Origin of the sequence: Streptococcus sp. CF4-3, from assembly GCF_024295385.1 — a bacterium.
Lineage (GTDB): Bacteria > Bacillota > Bacilli > Lactobacillales > Streptococcaceae > Streptococcus > Streptococcus infantis_I.
The window spans coordinates 184,595-199,000 of sequence record NZ_JANCPN010000004.1; the positions used below are offsets into that span (position 1 = coordinate 184,595).

Sequence of the window (14,406 nt, forward strand, 5' to 3'; positions counted from 1 at the left end):
GTATGATAGAATGAATCATTATCTTGAGAGGATGTTTCTATGAATGTTACAACGATTTTAGCATCTGATTGGTATCAAAATTTGATGCAATATATTCCAGATGGCAAACTTTTTAGTTGGCGTTCGGTCTTTGATGGGATTCCAAGAATTGTACAGCAATTACCTACAACATTGATGTTAACGGTATTCGGTGCCTTTTTTGGTATCATGCTAGCCCTAATCTTTGCTATCGTGAAAATCAACCGAGTTAGATTTATTTACCCATTACAAGCCTTTTTTGTTAGTTTCCTAAAAGGAACCCCAATTTTAGTCCAACTGATGTTGACTTATTACGGGATTCCATTAGCTTTGAAAGCCTTGAATCAACAATGGGGAACTTCTCTGAACATTAATGCTATTCCAGCAGCAACATTTGCGATTGTGGCTTTTGCTTTTAACGAGGCGGCCTATGCCAGCGAAACTCTTCGTGCGGCAATTCTTTCTGTAAATCCAGGTGAGATTGAAGCTGCTCGTAGTCTTGGTATGACACGTGCACAAGTTTATCGTCGTGTGATTATTCCCAATGCAGCAGTAGTTGCAACACCAACCTTGATTAACTCCTTGATTGGCTTGACCAAGGGGACTTCCCTAGCCTTCAGTGCAGGTGTTGTAGAAGTCTTTGCCCAAGCTCAGATTTTGGGTGGTGCAGACTATCGCTACTTTGAACGTTTTATCTCAGTTGCCCTTGTCTACTGGGTGGTAAATATCGTTATTGAAAATCTTGGCCGTTTCATTGAAAGAAAAATGGCTATTACAGCACCAGATAATGTTGAGACAGATGTGAAAGGAGAGCTTCGCTAATGATTAAAATTTCAAATTTAAGCAAATCCTTTTCAGGTCAAACCGTTTTGGATCATCTGAACTTAGATATTCAAAAAGGAGAAGTTGTTGCCTTAATTGGTTCTTCAGGAGCTGGGAAATCAACTTTTCTTCGTAGCCTAAACTATCTAGAAACACCTGATAGTGGAAGTATTCAGATTGATGATTTCAAAGTTGATTTTTCTCAAATTACGCAAGAAGAAATTCTAACTCTTCGTCGCAAACTATCGATGGTTTTCCAACAGTTTAATTTGTTTGAGCGTAGAACAGCACTAGACAATGTTAAAGAAGGCTTGGTGGTCGTTAAAAAACTATCGGACGAAGAAGCGACTGAAATTGCTAAGGAAGAGCTAGCTAAGGTTGGACTTTCTGATCGTGAACAGCATTATCCGCGTCACTTGTCAGGGGGGCAAAAACAACGGGTAGCTATAGCGCGTGCCCTAGCCATGAAACCAGACGTCTTACTCTTGGATGAACCAACTTCAGCACTGGACCCAGAATTGGTTGGTGAGGTAGAAAGATCGATTGCCAATGCTGCAAAATCAGGTCAAACCATGGTTTTAGTTAGTCACGATATGTCATTTGTTGCTCAAGTAGCTGATAAGGTTTTATTCTTGGATAAAGGAAAGATTATTGAATCTGGAACACCGGATGAGATTATCAACCATCCCAAAGAAGAACGAACAAAAGAGTTCTTTGCTAGTTACAAACGGACCTATATCTGATATAATAGAAGATAAGAAAAACTCAGTTGGCTAAGCTAACTGGGTTTACTCTTTAAAAATAATAGAAATGAGAGAAAGCATGTTAGTTCAGCTATTTGCTTTGTATTTAGAGAGTTTGGTTTTGACGATTTTACTAGTCTTGGTTGTCTTAGGGATTTGGATTGGTTTTAGAGCTCTATCAGGTGTGGATAAAACTGCCAAGGAGCGTCAGGCTCACCTCTATGATATGATTATGATTGGAGTCTTAACAATTCCAGTATTGTCTTTTGCAACCATGAGCATCTTGTTGGTTCTCAAGGCTTAATAGTTGTCAAATAGGATTTTATCCGTTAGAATAAGAATAGTTACAACAAGAAAGAAGGAAATAGAATGTACGATACGATTATTATCGGTGCAGGTCCTGCTGGGATGACTGCAGCCTTGTATGCAGCTCGCAGCAATCTCAAAGTAGCTTTGATTGAAGGTGGTCTTCCTGGCGGTCAGATGAACAATACTTCTGACATTGAAAACTATCCAGGTTATGCTAACATTAGTGGACCTGAGTTGGCAGAAAAGATGTTTGAACCTCTTGAAAATCTAGGTGTTGAGCATCTCTATGGCTTTGTAGAAAATATTGAGGACCATGGTGATGTTAAGAAAGTAATCACAGACAATGAAGAATTTGAAACTCGCACAGTTATTGTGGCGACTGGTTCTAAGCACCGACTCTTAGGCGTTCCAGGAGAAGAAGAACTCAACAGTCGAGGTGTTTCTTACTGTGCGGTTTGTGATGGAGCCTTTTTCCGTGACCAAGATTTGTTGGTTGTAGGTGGTGGTGACTCAGCGGTTGAGGAAGCAATCTTCTTAACACAGTTTGCCAAAACTGTAACCATCGTTCACCGTCGTGATGAGCTTCGTGCTCAAAAAGTCTTGCAAGATCGCGCCTTTGCCAATGAAAAAATCAACTTCATTTGGGATTCTGTTATCAAAGAAATTAAGGGTGAAAACCGTGTGGAGTCAGTTGTCATTGAAAATGTTAAAACAAATCAAGTGACTGAACATGCCTTTGGAGGCGTCTTCATCTATGTTGGTTTAGATCCAGTTAGCGATTTTACAAAAGATTTACAAATCCAAGATGAGTCAGGTTGGATTGTGACAGATGACCACATGAAGACAAGTGTTGCAGGTGTCTTTGCAGTTGGAGATGTTCGTCAGAAAGACCTTCGCCAAGTTACAACAGCAGTTGGAGATGGTGCTATTGCAGGTCAAGAAGCCTATAAATATATTACTGAACACAGTTAAAAAAGTTTCCAATCATTTGATTGGAAACTTTTTTATAATCGATTGCGGAAGACTTCGTACATAAGAATAGCAGCAGCAACGCTTGCATTGAGACTCTGTACATGTCCATTCATTGGAATAGTGATCATCTCGTCCACTTGCTTTTTGATGTTACTTGAGATACCTTTTCCTTCATTTCCGATAATGAGGGCGACCTTTCCACTGGTGTTCCATTTATGGCAAGGAGTTCCATTCATATCAGTACCAAAGGTCCAAAAGCCCTCTTCTTTAAGTTTATCCAAAGTTTGGCTGAGATTGGTTACGCGAGCAATGGGGACGTGCTCGATAGCACCTGTTGCTGTTTTTGCAACTACGGGTGTCACACCAACAGCTCGATGTTTTGGAATAATAACACCTGAAACGTTGGTTGCATCTGCCGTTCTTAGGATAGAACCTAAGTTATGAGGGTCAGTTAGTCCATCTAGAATTAATAGTAGTGGGTTTTCTTCTTGACGAGTCTGAGAAAGAATCTGCTCAAGTTCAGTGTAGGCAAATTCAGAAACACGTAGGACAAAACCTTGGTGGACAGCTCCTTCAGTCATTTCGGAAAGTGATTTTTTTGAAGTCCAAGAGATGGATACTTTCTTTTCAGTCGCCAGTTCCTTGACTTTTTCTACATTCTTACCTCGTAAATCATCCTGGAGATAGAGTTTGTTTCCAGTATTTGCTAACAGTGCTTCGGTAACGGCGTGAACGCCATAGACAATATCATTTGTTTTCATGGCTCTATTATAACATAAAACCCCGTCTTTCAACGGGATTTTCTTTATTCCAGAATTAGTAAACCTTCTTTGACTGCAAAAGGATCCTTTTCATTGATACGATCATAAAACATAACACCATTTAAGTGGTCAATTTCATGTTGGACAACGATGGAGTTGTAGCCTTTTAGCTTGATACGATGTTTTTCGCCATCCTTGTCAAAGTAGTCAACAGTCACTCGAGCGTGACGGATAACATAACCTGGAACAGCTCGGTCGACTGATAGACATCCTTCCCCCTCACCTAGAGCAGCATTTTGGACTGAATGTGAGACAATCTTAGGATTATACATAACAGCTTGTATGTCATAGGCTTCTTGAGGTGTTTCACCTTCCTCGGTGATATTAGGAACCAAAACAGCGATGATGCGTTTAGAGATATCTAATTGTGGTGCCGCAAGTCCAACTCCACCACGAAGGCCTAACTTTTCAGCCATAACAGGGTCTTGTGAATGTTTCAAAAATTGCATCATTTTTTCACCAAGGATGATATCTTGATCACTTAATGGAAAAGTGACTTCCTCGGCAACTGCACGTAGGGTTGGATTACCCTCTCGAATAATATCTTTCATATCAATCAAATGTGAAGCTTTTGTAATACGTTCTATAGCAGACATGTTCTCTCCTTCCTTCCTTCCATTACTATTACATGATAACACAAAACAGATGAGAAAGAAAGTCACAGAAGCTGTTATAAAATATTAGAATAAAAGAAAATACCTGTTTGTCTGTGGTATAATAAGATAAGGAGACTTGCATCAAAAAGCAAGGAGAAGAATGATGGAAAAACGCAGTAGTAGAAATCAAAAAGGTCCTGTCTTAGGACTTGTCAGAAAATTAATTCGTTTTTTTAGAAACTATCGCCAATGGAGTAATAAAACCTTTATTGTAGTTTTGTTAATCGTAGTTGCTATTTCTATGGCATTGACCTTATTATCTGAAGGGATAAAGGGGAATCCATTAGTGAATAGTAGTGTAACTACAGTGAGTCAGACAGCTGATTCTAAGGAGAAAACTACGGCAACAGAACAAGAAACAAGTGCTCGGATTATGGCCAATGGTGATTTGCTCTATCATGACATTATCTACATTTCAGCCAAAAAATCAGATGGCACCTATGATTTTCATGATAATTTTGAGTATGTAAAACCTTGGCTAAAGCAAGCAGACTTAGTTCTTGGTGATTTTGAAGGAACCGTAAATAAAGACCATTATCTTGCAGGTTATCCTTTGTTTAATGCGCCTGGTGAAGTTATGGATGCTATAAAAGATGCAGGCTATCAAGTGCTAGACTTGGCTCACAATCATATCTTAGATTCTCAGATTGAGGGAGTGGTTTCAACTGCAGATGCTATTGAAAAAGCAGGAATGACACCTGTCGGGGTCTATACCCATGAATCTCGAGATAAGGCACCTTTAGTTATCAAGGAAGTCAATGGTATTAAAGTTGCTATTTTGGCTTATTCCTATGGTTTTAACGGCATTGAACAAAGCATTTCTCAAGAGGATTATAATCGCTATCTTTCAGATTTAGATGAAGATAAGATGAAGGCTGAAATCGAGAGGGCTGAAAAAGAAGCAGATATCACGGTCATCATGCCTCAGATGGGAGTTGAGTATCAAATTGAGCCGACTGAGGAGCAAAAGAAACTTTACCATAAAATGATTGATTGGGGAGCTGATATTATCTTCGGTGGACATCCTCACGTTGTTGAACCTGCTGAAACGGTTGAAAAAGACGGTGATAAAAAGCTCATCATCTACTCTATGGGAAATTTTATCTCAAATCAACGGATTGAAACCATGCAGGATGTTGAAAACGCTAAATGGACGGAACGTGGAGTCCTCATGGATGTGACTATTAAGAAAAAATCAGGTAAGACGACCATAGAAACTGCCAAAGCCCATCCAAGCTGGGTTAGTCGTACTCCAAAGGGAGGCTATTCTCCAGAAGGGTATCCACTCTATCTTTACCAAACCTATATCTTGGAAGATTTTATAGAGGGAGGAAAATACCGCAGTCAGTTAGATGAGGCTACCAAGGAACGGGTAGACATAGCTTACAAAGAAATGAATGAGCATGTAGGTTTGAAGTGGTAGTTATTTGAACTACAAGGAGACATGATGGAAATTAAGATTATTGCGACAGACATGGATGGAACCTTGTTAGACCCGAGAGGTCAGCTGGATCTTCCTCGTCTAGAGAAAATTATAGATCAGTTAGACCGACGTGGCGTTCGTTTTGTCATTGCAACAGGAAATGAAATTCATCGTATGCGTCAATTACTGGGACATCTGGCAGAGAGAGTAGTTCTCGTTGTTGCTAACGGTGCTCGTATATTTGAAAACAATGAATTACTTCAAGCACAAACTTGGGATGACGATATGGTTGATAAAGCTTTAGCTTATTTCAAAGGCAGAGAATGCCAAAATCAGTTTGTTGTAACTGCTGTGAATGGTGGTTTTGTCAAGGAAGGTACAGTTTTTACAGAACTTGATAAATTTATGACACCAGAGATGATTGAAAAGCTCTATCAACGAATGAACTTTGTTGATGAATTTGACTCCAGTCTCTTCGGTGGTGTTCTCAAGATGAGTATGGTAGTCGGTGAAGAGCGATCGGAATCCGTTTTACAGGAAATCAATGACTTGTTTGATGGTCGTGTTCGAGCTGTTTCCAGCGGTTATGGCTGTATTGATATCTTACAGGATGGCATACATAAGGCCTGGGGCTTAGAGGAATTGCTCAAACGTTGGAACTTAAAACCTGAACAAATCATGGCCTTTGGTGATAGTGAAAATGACATTGAAATGTTAGAGTTGGCAGGAATTTCATACGCTATGGAAAATGCAGAAGAGGCTGTTAAGAGAGTTGCGACAAAAGTAGCTCCAGCCAACAGTCAGGCAGGTGTTTACAAAGTTTTAGAGAACTGGCTAGAAAGAGGAGAATAACTTGGCAGTACAGCTATTAGAAAACTGGCTCTTAAAAGAGCAGGAAAAAATTCAAACCAAGTATCGTGAACTCAATCAGATTTCGGTAATTGAACCAGATATCATCTTTATTGGAGATTCTATTGTTGAGTATTATCCCTTGCAAGAATTACTAGGGACAACAAAGACCATTGTAAATAGAGGTATTCGTGGTTATCAAACTGGCCTTTTACTTGATAACCTTGATGCCCACCTCTATGGTGATGCAGTGGATCAAATTGTACTTTTGATTGGGACCAATGACATCGGGAAAGATGTTCCAATGAGCCAAGCATTAAACAATCTTGAAAGTGTAATTCAAAGTATTTCTCGTGACTATCCGCTGTCACAGATTAAGCTAGTTTCTATTCTGCCAGTTCATCAAGGGGAAGAATACAAACAGACAGTTTATATTCGTACAAATGAGAAAATCAAGGCTTGGAACCAAGTCTATCAAGAGCTAGCTTCTGCATACATGCAGGTAGAATATGTGTCTGTTTTTGAAGAGCTACTAGATCAGGAAGGTCAACTCAAATCAAACTATACAACAGATGGGCTTCACCTCAGCGTTTCTGGCTATCAGGCCCTATCAGAAGCTTTGAAAACTAGTCTTTTCTAGCTATCTACTTGCATTTTTGCTTTTTTAACCTAGATAAGGTATAATATCTTTATAGTCTTTGGGGTCGTTACGGATTCGACAGGCATTATGAGGCATATTTTGCGACTCGTGTGGCGACGTAAACGCTCAGTTAAATATAACTGCAAAAAATAACACTTCTTACGCTCTAGCTGCCTAAAAACCAGCAGGCGTGACCCGATTCGGATTTCTCGTGTCTGAAGACAGGTCTTAATTTTAGCGAGATACGATCAAACTTTGTCTAGCAGTTTGATAAGAGATTGATAGACTCGCAGTTCCTAGGCTTGAGTTATGTGTCGAGGAGCTGTTAAAACAATACATAACCTATGGTTGTAGACAAATATGTTAGCAGGTGTTTGGACGTGGGTTCGACTCCCACCGGCTCCATTCTGTAAAGTTTCATCAAGTAAGATAAATGTATCGCAGGAGAATTACTCAAGAGGCTGAAGAGGACGGTTTGCTAAATCGTTAGGTCGGGTAACCGGCGCGGGGGTTCGAATCCCCCATTCTCCGTTAGAATTACGCTATGTTTTTTCTAAACCATACCCTTGGAGTGAGATTCCAAGAGTAAATTTTATACATTGAGGTATACTATGAAAAAGATTAAGTTTCTCAGTATCTTAGCACTTTCAACATTAGCCTTGGGTGCATGCTCTTTAACATCTAAAAAATCAGAATCTGCTTCTGCAACTACTGAACAAACGACAGAAGAACATAAAAAAGAATCAGCAGAAGAAAAAGTAAAAAAAGATGCAGAAGTTCTTCTAGATGCATTGCTTACGACAGAATCTGCTCGTTTCAAGAAGGTTTACGGTGAAACCTACGAAAAATGGACTGACGCTGTAATTGCAGTTCAAACAAGTGAAAAAATCAAGGAAGATGGTCTTTCACCTGCAACGACTTATACAGTACAATGGCACCAAGATTTTCCTGAAGAAACACCAGAGGAAACAATTTCAGGTTTCTTGAGAATGAAACGTAAGTTATTCCAAGATATCGGTTCTTATACTATCAAAGATGTGAAGGTTGATGAATCAGGTGATTCAGCTACTGTTACATTTACCTCTAAGAAATTACACTCTAAAGGATTGACTTCATCAATTCGAGAAGTGCTTACTATCCTCATTGGGGGTATCGATAACTTAGGTAAGTACAACAAAGCCGGTTCAAATGTTGATGTCAAACGTTACCAAACATTGGTAACATATTGGATTTATGAGCACCTATTCAGAAAAGATTTTGCTACCTATAGTGATGTAGATCCTGAAGCAGCTCTTACACCTCTTACAACTGGTGAATTTGATACAGAAATCAAATTGACAAAAGATAAGGATGGAAATTGGGTAATTTCTCAAGATGACTACCGTACCTTAACAACTGAGATGATGGATACTACAGAGGGATACGACAAGATTGACCGTAAGAACTCTACAAAGGCTAAAAATAAATCAACAGATAAGTCTAAAGACGAAGACAAATCTAAAGATGCCGACAAATCTAAAGACAAAGATAAATCAAAAGAAAAAAGTAACGTCTAAAACTTAAGATTTCAATGATAACAAGTAGTTCATGGTGAGCTACTTGTTTTTTTGATTATGGCAGAGATTAAGTAAAACTAAGGAAACTAATTTTGAGGCGAGATCTGATTTTTTTCTAAAATAGCCTGTCCAATCCTGAATTTCTTAAGTTTTTATCATATTTTGTGTTATAATTAAGGGGTGTTAAGAAAAAAATATGAAAAAACTAAATGTTTTTCATATAGTTTTCATTGTTTTAATAGTTTAAAGTCAATCTTATTTTTCTGTAATAGAAAATATTGAAAAAGTAGGTATAGAAAGAAGTAGTGGGAAATGTCGTCTCATAAAAAAGTTTCACTTTCTGAGATTAATCAGTCCATCGAGACTCCTAATAATAATCATTTCTGGCAAAATTTAAAGGCCTTTTTAGGTCCGGGTGCTCTTGTCGCAGTTGGTTATATGGATCCAGGAAACTGGATTACCAGTGTAGTCGGTGGTGCTTCCTATAAGTATAGTCTCTTGTTTGTTATCTTGATTTCATCTCTCATTGCCATGCAACTTCAGCAGATGGCAGGAAAGCTAGGGATTGTAACCCAGATGGACCTGGCTCAAGCAACAGCTCATCACTCACCAAAATGGCTTCGTTATAGTCTATGGGTGATTTTGGAGTTGGCCTTGATGGCGACGGATTTGGCAGAAGTTCTAGGTTCAGCCATTGCACTCAATCTTCTCTTTAAGATTCCGATTATGATAGCCATCCTTTTGACGGTGCTAGATGTCTTTCTCTTATTGCTCCTGATGAAGTTTGGCTTTAAGAAGATTGAAGCTATTGTGACAACACTGATTTTAACGATTTTAGCAATCTTTACTTATCTGGTAGCTTTATCAAATCCAAGTTTCCAAGGAATTGCTGAGGGTTATCTACCGAATGCAACCTTATTTGAGAGTCCTTTGCCAGGACATGAAAGTCAATTAACTTTAGCTCTGGGGATTGTAGGTGCAACGGTTATGCCCCATAACCTCTATTTGCATTCTTCCTTGTCTCAAACTCGGAAAATCAATCACAAGGACAAAAATGATGTTCGAAAAGCCGTGCGCTTTATGACCTGGGATTCTAATCTCCAGTTATCCTTGGCCTTTGTGGTTAACTCGCTTCTTTTGATCTTAGGAGCGGCCCTCTTTTTTGGCCATGCATCTGAGATTTCTGCCTTCTCTCAAATGTATAATGCCTTGCAGGATTCAACCATTGCAGGAGCTATAGCTAGTTCGACCTTATCAACCTTGTTTGCCTTGGCTCTATTAGCCAGTGGTCAAAATTCAACTATTACGGGTACCTTGACGGGACAAATCGTTATGGAAGGTTTCTTGCATATGAGATTGCCTCAGTGGTTCATTCGTTTGGCAACTCGTCTCTTTGCCTTGTTGCCTGTCATGATTGTAGCGGTTGTGTTTGGTCATCAGGAAAAAACCTTGGATCAGTTATTGGTCTATTCGCAGGTCTTTCTTTCAATCGCTCTTCCATTTTCAATCTTCCCTTTGATTTATCTAACTTCTAAGAAATCACTGATGGGCGAATTTACCAATGCTAAATGGAATACCATCCTTGGTTATATTGTTTCCATTATCTTAACAATTCTCAATGTGAAATTGTTATTTGATATTTTCTAAGAAATTCACCCGAGTTATAAAACAAGCATATAAGAAAAAAGATACCCAAGATTTCTTGGGTATCTTTTTGAAAATAAACGGAAGACATGGGATTCGAACCCACGCACGCTTTAACACGCCTACCGCGTTTCCAACACGGCCTCTTAAGCCTCTTGAGTAATCTTCCATTGTTTACTAACCTAGTCTACCATAAAGCCTTCTTTCTTGCAAATTTATTTAAAGTTGAGGAGTCAGTGATAGAAAATGAAAGAAAGTGACAAAAAATGCTTGACTTTAATATTTTTTGTGATAGAATGAATAATGTAATCGTTAACAGGAGGTGGGTTCATGCTAAAAAGCGAGAGAAAAAAGTTGATTTTAGAAGAATTGAGAAAGCATAAAATCGTCTCTCTAGAGAAATTGGTAGGCTTGTTAGATACTTCGGAATCAACGGTTAGACGTGATTTAGATGAATTGGAGTCTGAAAATAAACTTCGTCGAGTGCATGGAGGAGCAGAGTTGCCTCACTCCTTGCAAGAAGAAGAAACCATTCAAGAAAAATCTGTCAAAAACCTTCAAGAGAAAAAGTGGATTGCTCAAAAAGCAGCTTCCCTCATAAAAGAAAAAGATGTTATCTTTGTGGATGCAGGAAGTACGACAGCCTTTCTCATTAAAGAATTGGAGCGAAAAGACATTACAGTGGTAACCAATTCCATTCACCATGCGGTTCAATTAGTGGATAAGCAAATCCCAACCGTCATTATCGGTGGTGGAGTCAAGATGACAACTGATGCCAGTATCGGAGGAGTAGCTCTTAATCAGATTAACCAACTGCACTTTGATCGTGCCTTTATTGGAATGAATGGTGTAGATGAAGGTTACTTTACAACTCCAGATATGGAGGAGGGCGCCGTCAAGCGTGCTATCTTAGAAAATGCTAAACAGACATATGTTCTAGCAGATTCATCCAAGCTTGGTCAGTCTTGTTTTGCTAAGGTAGCTCCTATAAAACGTGCTATTGTCATTACAAGTAAGGGTCACGAGCTCTTGTCAGCTATCAAAGAGAAAACGGAGGTAATCGAAGTATGATTTATACAGTCACACTCAATCCATCTATAGACTACATTGTCCGTTTGGATAAAGTAGAAGTTGGTAGTGTCAATCGTATGGATAGTGATGATAAATTTGCTGGTGGTAAAGGTATCAATGTTAGCCGTGTCTTGAAGCGTTTGGATATCCCAAATACAGCGACAGGTTTCATCGGAGGCTTTACTGGAAAATTTATCACAGATACTTTAGCTGAAGAACAAATTGAAACGCAATTTGTCCAAGTGGCAGAAGATACGCGTATCAATGTTAAGATTAAAGCCGACCAAGAAACAGAAATCAATGGGACAGGTCCTAATGTTGAGCCCGAACAACTTGAAGAGTTAAAAGGCATTCTTTCAAGTCTGACAGCAGAAGATACAGTTGTATTTGCGGGTTCGAGTGCTAAAAACTTGGGTAATGTCATTTACAAGGATTTGATTGCCTTGACTCGTCAGACAGGCGCTCAAGTGGTCTGTGACTTTGAAGGTCAAACCTTGATTGATAGTTTGGATTATCAACCACTTTTGGTGAAACCAAATAATCATGAACTGGGAGCTATCTTTGGAGTCAAGCTTGAAAGCCTTGATGAAATAGAGAAATACGCTCGAGAATTGCTGGCTAAAGGTGCTCAAAACGTTATTATCTCTATGGCTGGTGATGGTGCCCTTCTGGTAACATCAGATGGAGCATACTTTGCTAAACCGATTAAGGGAACCGTGAAAAACTCAGTGGGCGCTGGTGACTCGATGGTTGCTGGATTTACTGGTGAGTTTGTCAAATCAAAAGACGCAGTAGAAGCCTTCAAATGGGGAGTGGCTTGTGGAACAGCAACTACATTTTCAGATGATTTAGCAACTGCAGCATTTATTAAAGAAACTTATGAAAAAGTTGAGGTAGAAAAAAGATGAAAATTCAAGATTTATTGAGAAAAGATGTGATGTTGTTAGATTTGCAAGCAACTGAAAAAACAGCAGCTATCGAAGAAATGATTCGTAGCTTGGTTGAACACGGATATGTGACAGATTTTGAAACCTTTAAAGAAGGAATTTTAGCGCGTGAAGCTTTGACTTCTACAGGCTTGGGCGACGGTATCGCAATGCCTCACAGCAAAAATGCTGCTGTAAAGGAAGCTACTGTTCTCTTTGCTAAGTCGAACAAGGGTGTTGACTACGAAAGTTTAGACGGGCAACCAACTGATCTCTTCTTTATGATTGCGGCTCCAGAAGGTGCTAATGATACCCACTTGGCTGCCTTGGCAGAATTATCTCAATACTTGATGAAAGACGGCTTTGCTGACAAACTTCGTCAAGTAACATCAGCTGACCAAGTCATTGAACTCTTTGACCAAGCTTCAGAAAAAGCTCAAGAGCCAGTTCAAGCACCTGCAAATAGTTCTGATGACTTTATCGTTGCTGTAACTGCTTGTACAACAGGTATCGCCCACACTTATATGGCCCAAGAAGCTCTCCAAAAAGTAGCTGCTGAAATGGGTGTTGGTATTAAGGTTGAAACTAATGGTGCCAGCGGTGTTGGTAACCAATTGACAGCAGAAGATATCCGCAAGGCTAAAGCTGTAATTATTGCTGCAGATAAAGCAGTTGAAATGGATCGTTTCGATGGCAAACCATTGGTAAATCGTCCAGTAGCAGACGGTATTCGTAAAACTGAAGAATTGATCAACCTTGCTCTTTCTGGAAATGCTGAAGTTTACCATGCTGCTAATGGAGCGCAAGCTTCAACAGCATCTAATGAAAAACAAAGTATAGGTGGTGCCTTCTACAAACACTTGATGAGTGGTGTATCTCAAATGTTGCCATTCGTTATCGGTGGTGGTATCATGATTGCCCTTGCCTTCTTGATTGATGGTGCTATGGGTGTGCCAAATGATAGCCTCGGAAATCTTGGATCTTACCATGAACTTGCTTCTATGTTCATGAAAATCGGTGGCGCAGCCTTTGGTTTGATGCTTCCAGTATTTGCAGGATATGTTGCTTACTCAATCGCTGAAAAACCAGGTTTGGTAGCAGGTTTCGTAGCTGGTGCTATCGCCAAAGAAGGTTTTGCCTTTGGTAAAATCCCTTACGCTCAAGGTGGTGAAGCAACTTCAGCTCTTGCAGGTGTATCATCAGGTTTCCTTGGAGCCCTTGTTGGTGGATTTATCGCAGGTGCCTTGGTACTCTTGGTTAAGAAATACGTGAAGGTTCCTCGCTCACTTGAAGGTGCTAAATCAATCCTTCTCTTACCACTTTTTGGAACAATCTTGACAGGCTTTGTCATGCTAGCTGTTAATATCCCAATGGCCGCAATCAATACTGGTATGAACAACTTCCTTGGTGGTCTTGAAGGTGGATCAGCTGTCCTTCTTGGAGTCGTTCTTGGAGGAATGATGGCTGTCGATATGGGTGGCCCTGTCAATAAAGCAGCCTACGTCTTTGGTACTGGTACTCTTGCAGCAACAGTGGCAACAGGTGGTTCAGTAGCCATGGCAGCCGTTATGGCTGGAGGAATGGTTCCACCACTTGCAATCTTTGTGGCAACACTTCTCTTCAAGAATAAATTTACCAAAGAAGAACGTAACTCTGGTTTGACGAACATCGTTATGGGCTTGTCATTCATCACTGAAGGAGCGATTCCATTTGGTGCAGCAGACCCAGCTCGTGCTATCCCAAGTTTTATCCTTGGTTCAGCGGTAGCAGGTGGACTCGTTGGTCTTGCAAATATCAAGCTCATGGCTCCTCACGGAGGAATCTTCGTTATCGCCCTTACTTCAAATGCTCTTCTTTACCTTGTCTTTGTCTTGGTAGGAGCAATTGTCAGTGGTGTAGTTTACGGTTACCTTCGTAAACCATTAGAAAAATAATCACAAACACATTCAAATGACT

The 14,406-nt window shown here is 39.8% G+C and carries 14 protein-coding genes, 2 tRNA genes and 1 other RNA gene; 14 read left to right on the plus strand and 3 right to left on the minus strand.

Annotated elements, in window-relative coordinates:
• The first annotated feature begins 39 nt into the window (after window positions 1-39).
• From NML75_RS05360 to trxB, 4 genes are all read left to right on the plus strand, one after another.
• Window positions 40-840: an amino acid ABC transporter permease gene (locus NML75_RS05360; RefSeq protein ID WP_004253929.1), complete on the plus strand. Its 801-nt coding sequence runs from the start codon at window positions 40-42 to the stop codon at window positions 838-840.
• Entirely contained in the window at window positions 840-1,583 is a 744-nt protein-coding gene (locus NML75_RS05365) for an amino acid ABC transporter ATP-binding protein (protein ID WP_004253930.1), read from the plus strand. The genes NML75_RS05360 and NML75_RS05365 overlap by 1 nt, the downstream gene beginning before the upstream one ends.
• Before the next feature lie 79 nt (window positions 1,584-1,662).
• Window positions 1,663-1,887 (plus strand): DUF4059 family protein, encoded by a 225-nt coding sequence (locus NML75_RS05370; protein ID WP_004253933.1) that lies wholly within the window; start codon window positions 1,663-1,665, stop codon window positions 1,885-1,887.
• 65 nt (window positions 1,888-1,952) lie between these two features.
• The gene (gene trxB, locus NML75_RS05375) at window positions 1,953-2,864 is read left to right on the plus strand and encodes a thioredoxin-disulfide reductase (RefSeq protein ID WP_254804234.1); all 912 of its coding nucleotides are present in this window, start codon (window positions 1,953-1,955) and stop codon (window positions 2,862-2,864) included.
• 32 nt (window positions 2,865-2,896) lie between these two features.
• Here trxB and rlmB read toward each other — a convergent pair whose 3' ends face one another.
• The gene (gene rlmB, locus NML75_RS05380) at window positions 2,897-3,625 is read right to left on the minus strand and encodes a 23S rRNA (guanosine(2251)-2'-O)-methyltransferase RlmB (RefSeq protein WP_004253760.1); all 729 of its coding nucleotides are present in this window, start codon (window positions 3,623-3,625) and stop codon (window positions 2,897-2,899) included.
• A gap of 44 nt (window positions 3,626-3,669) precedes the next feature.
• Window positions 3,670-4,281 (minus strand): peptide deformylase, encoded by a 612-nt coding sequence (gene def / locus NML75_RS05385; protein ID WP_004253763.1) that lies wholly within the window; start codon window positions 4,279-4,281, stop codon window positions 3,670-3,672.
• Window positions 4,282-4,444: 163 nt separating this feature from the next.
• Between def and NML75_RS05390 the strand changes: the two genes are divergently transcribed.
• The 7 genes from NML75_RS05390 (at window position 4,445) to NML75_RS05420 (ending at window position 10,456) form a co-directional block, all read left to right on the plus strand.
• Window positions 4,445-5,764 (plus strand): CapA family protein, encoded by a 1,320-nt coding sequence (locus NML75_RS05390; protein WP_254804235.1) that lies wholly within the window; start codon window positions 4,445-4,447, stop codon window positions 5,762-5,764.
• Between the two features lie 24 nt (window positions 5,765-5,788).
• Window positions 5,789-6,616: a Cof-type HAD-IIB family hydrolase gene (locus NML75_RS05395; protein WP_004253767.1), complete on the plus strand. Its 828-nt coding sequence runs from the start codon at window positions 5,789-5,791 to the stop codon at window positions 6,614-6,616.
• A gap of 1 nt (window position 6,617) precedes the next feature.
• Window positions 6,618-7,253: an SGNH/GDSL hydrolase family protein gene (locus NML75_RS05400; RefSeq protein ID WP_004253770.1), complete on the plus strand. Its 636-nt coding sequence runs from the start codon at window positions 6,618-6,620 to the stop codon at window positions 7,251-7,253.
• Between the two features lie 60 nt (window positions 7,254-7,313).
• Window positions 7,314-7,661: a transfer-messenger RNA gene (gene ssrA, locus NML75_RS05405) on the plus strand.
• Between the two features lie 35 nt (window positions 7,662-7,696).
• Window positions 7,697-7,784 (plus strand) — tRNA-Ser (locus NML75_RS05410).
• An 80-nt stretch (window positions 7,785-7,864) separates the two neighbouring features.
• A complete protein-coding gene (locus NML75_RS05415; protein ID WP_254804236.1) occupies window positions 7,865-8,809 on the plus strand; it encodes a hypothetical protein in 945 nt (314 codons plus the stop codon).
• Window positions 8,810-9,121: 312 nt separating this feature from the next.
• Complete coding sequence (locus NML75_RS05420; protein WP_004253775.1) at window positions 9,122-10,456, plus strand: Nramp family divalent metal transporter; 1,335 nt, start codon at window positions 9,122-9,124, stop codon at window positions 10,454-10,456.
• A 78-nt stretch (window positions 10,457-10,534) separates the two neighbouring features.
• Here the strand turns inward: NML75_RS05420 and NML75_RS05425 are convergent.
• Window positions 10,535-10,622 (minus strand) — tRNA-Ser (locus tag NML75_RS05425).
• Window positions 10,623-10,783: 161 nt separating this feature from the next.
• Between NML75_RS05425 and NML75_RS05430 the strand changes: the two genes are divergently transcribed.
• From NML75_RS05430 to NML75_RS05440, 3 genes are read left to right on the plus strand one after another with little or no spacing between them, the layout of a single operon-like run.
• Window positions 10,784-11,524 (plus strand): DeoR/GlpR family DNA-binding transcription regulator, encoded by a 741-nt coding sequence (locus tag NML75_RS05430; protein ID WP_254804237.1) that lies wholly within the window; start codon window positions 10,784-10,786, stop codon window positions 11,522-11,524.
• Window positions 11,521-12,432, plus strand: coding sequence for a 1-phosphofructokinase (gene pfkB, locus NML75_RS05435; protein WP_254804238.1), 912 nt, complete (start codon window positions 11,521-11,523; stop codon window positions 12,430-12,432). The genes NML75_RS05430 and pfkB overlap by 4 nt, the downstream gene beginning before the upstream one ends.
• On the plus strand, window positions 12,429-14,384 hold the full coding sequence (locus NML75_RS05440; protein ID WP_070459222.1) for a PTS fructose transporter subunit IIABC: 1,956 nt from the start codon (window positions 12,429-12,431) through the stop codon (window positions 14,382-14,384). Before pfkB ends, NML75_RS05440 begins: the two co-directional genes overlap by 4 nt.
• Window positions 14,385-14,406 lie beyond the last annotated feature (22 nt).

Bases quoted from the DNA above. Each gene is read 5' to 3' on its own strand.
- NML75_RS05360 (WP_004253929.1), top strand. From the start codon at position 40: ATGAATGTTACAACGATTTTAGCATCTGATTGGTATCAAAATTTGATG.
- NML75_RS05365 (WP_004253930.1), top strand. From the start codon at position 840: ATGATTAAAATTTCAAATTTAAGCAAATCCTTTTCAGGTCAAACCGTT.
- NML75_RS05370 (WP_004253933.1), top strand. From the start codon at position 1,663: ATGTTAGTTCAGCTATTTGCTTTGTATTTAGAGAGTTTGGTTTTGACG.
- trxB (WP_254804234.1), top strand. From the start codon at position 1,953: ATGTACGATACGATTATTATCGGTGCAGGTCCTGCTGGGATGACTGCA.
- rlmB (WP_004253760.1), bottom strand. From the start codon at position 3,625: ATGAAAACAAATGATATTGTCTATGGCGTTCACGCCGTTACCGAAGCA.
- def (WP_004253763.1), bottom strand. From the start codon at position 4,281: ATGTCTGCTATAGAACGTATTACAAAAGCTTCACATTTGATTGATATG.
- NML75_RS05390 (WP_254804235.1), top strand. From the start codon at position 4,445: ATGGAAAAACGCAGTAGTAGAAATCAAAAAGGTCCTGTCTTAGGACTT.
- NML75_RS05395 (WP_004253767.1), top strand. From the start codon at position 5,789: ATGGAAATTAAGATTATTGCGACAGACATGGATGGAACCTTGTTAGAC.
- NML75_RS05415 (WP_254804236.1), top strand. From the start codon at position 7,865: ATGAAAAAGATTAAGTTTCTCAGTATCTTAGCACTTTCAACATTAGCC.
- NML75_RS05420 (WP_004253775.1), top strand. From the start codon at position 9,122: ATGTCGTCTCATAAAAAAGTTTCACTTTCTGAGATTAATCAGTCCATC.
- NML75_RS05430 (WP_254804237.1), top strand. From the start codon at position 10,784: ATGCTAAAAAGCGAGAGAAAAAAGTTGATTTTAGAAGAATTGAGAAAG.
- pfkB (WP_254804238.1), top strand. From the start codon at position 11,521: ATGATTTATACAGTCACACTCAATCCATCTATAGACTACATTGTCCGT.
- NML75_RS05440 (WP_070459222.1), top strand. From the start codon at position 12,429: ATGAAAATTCAAGATTTATTGAGAAAAGATGTGATGTTGTTAGATTTG.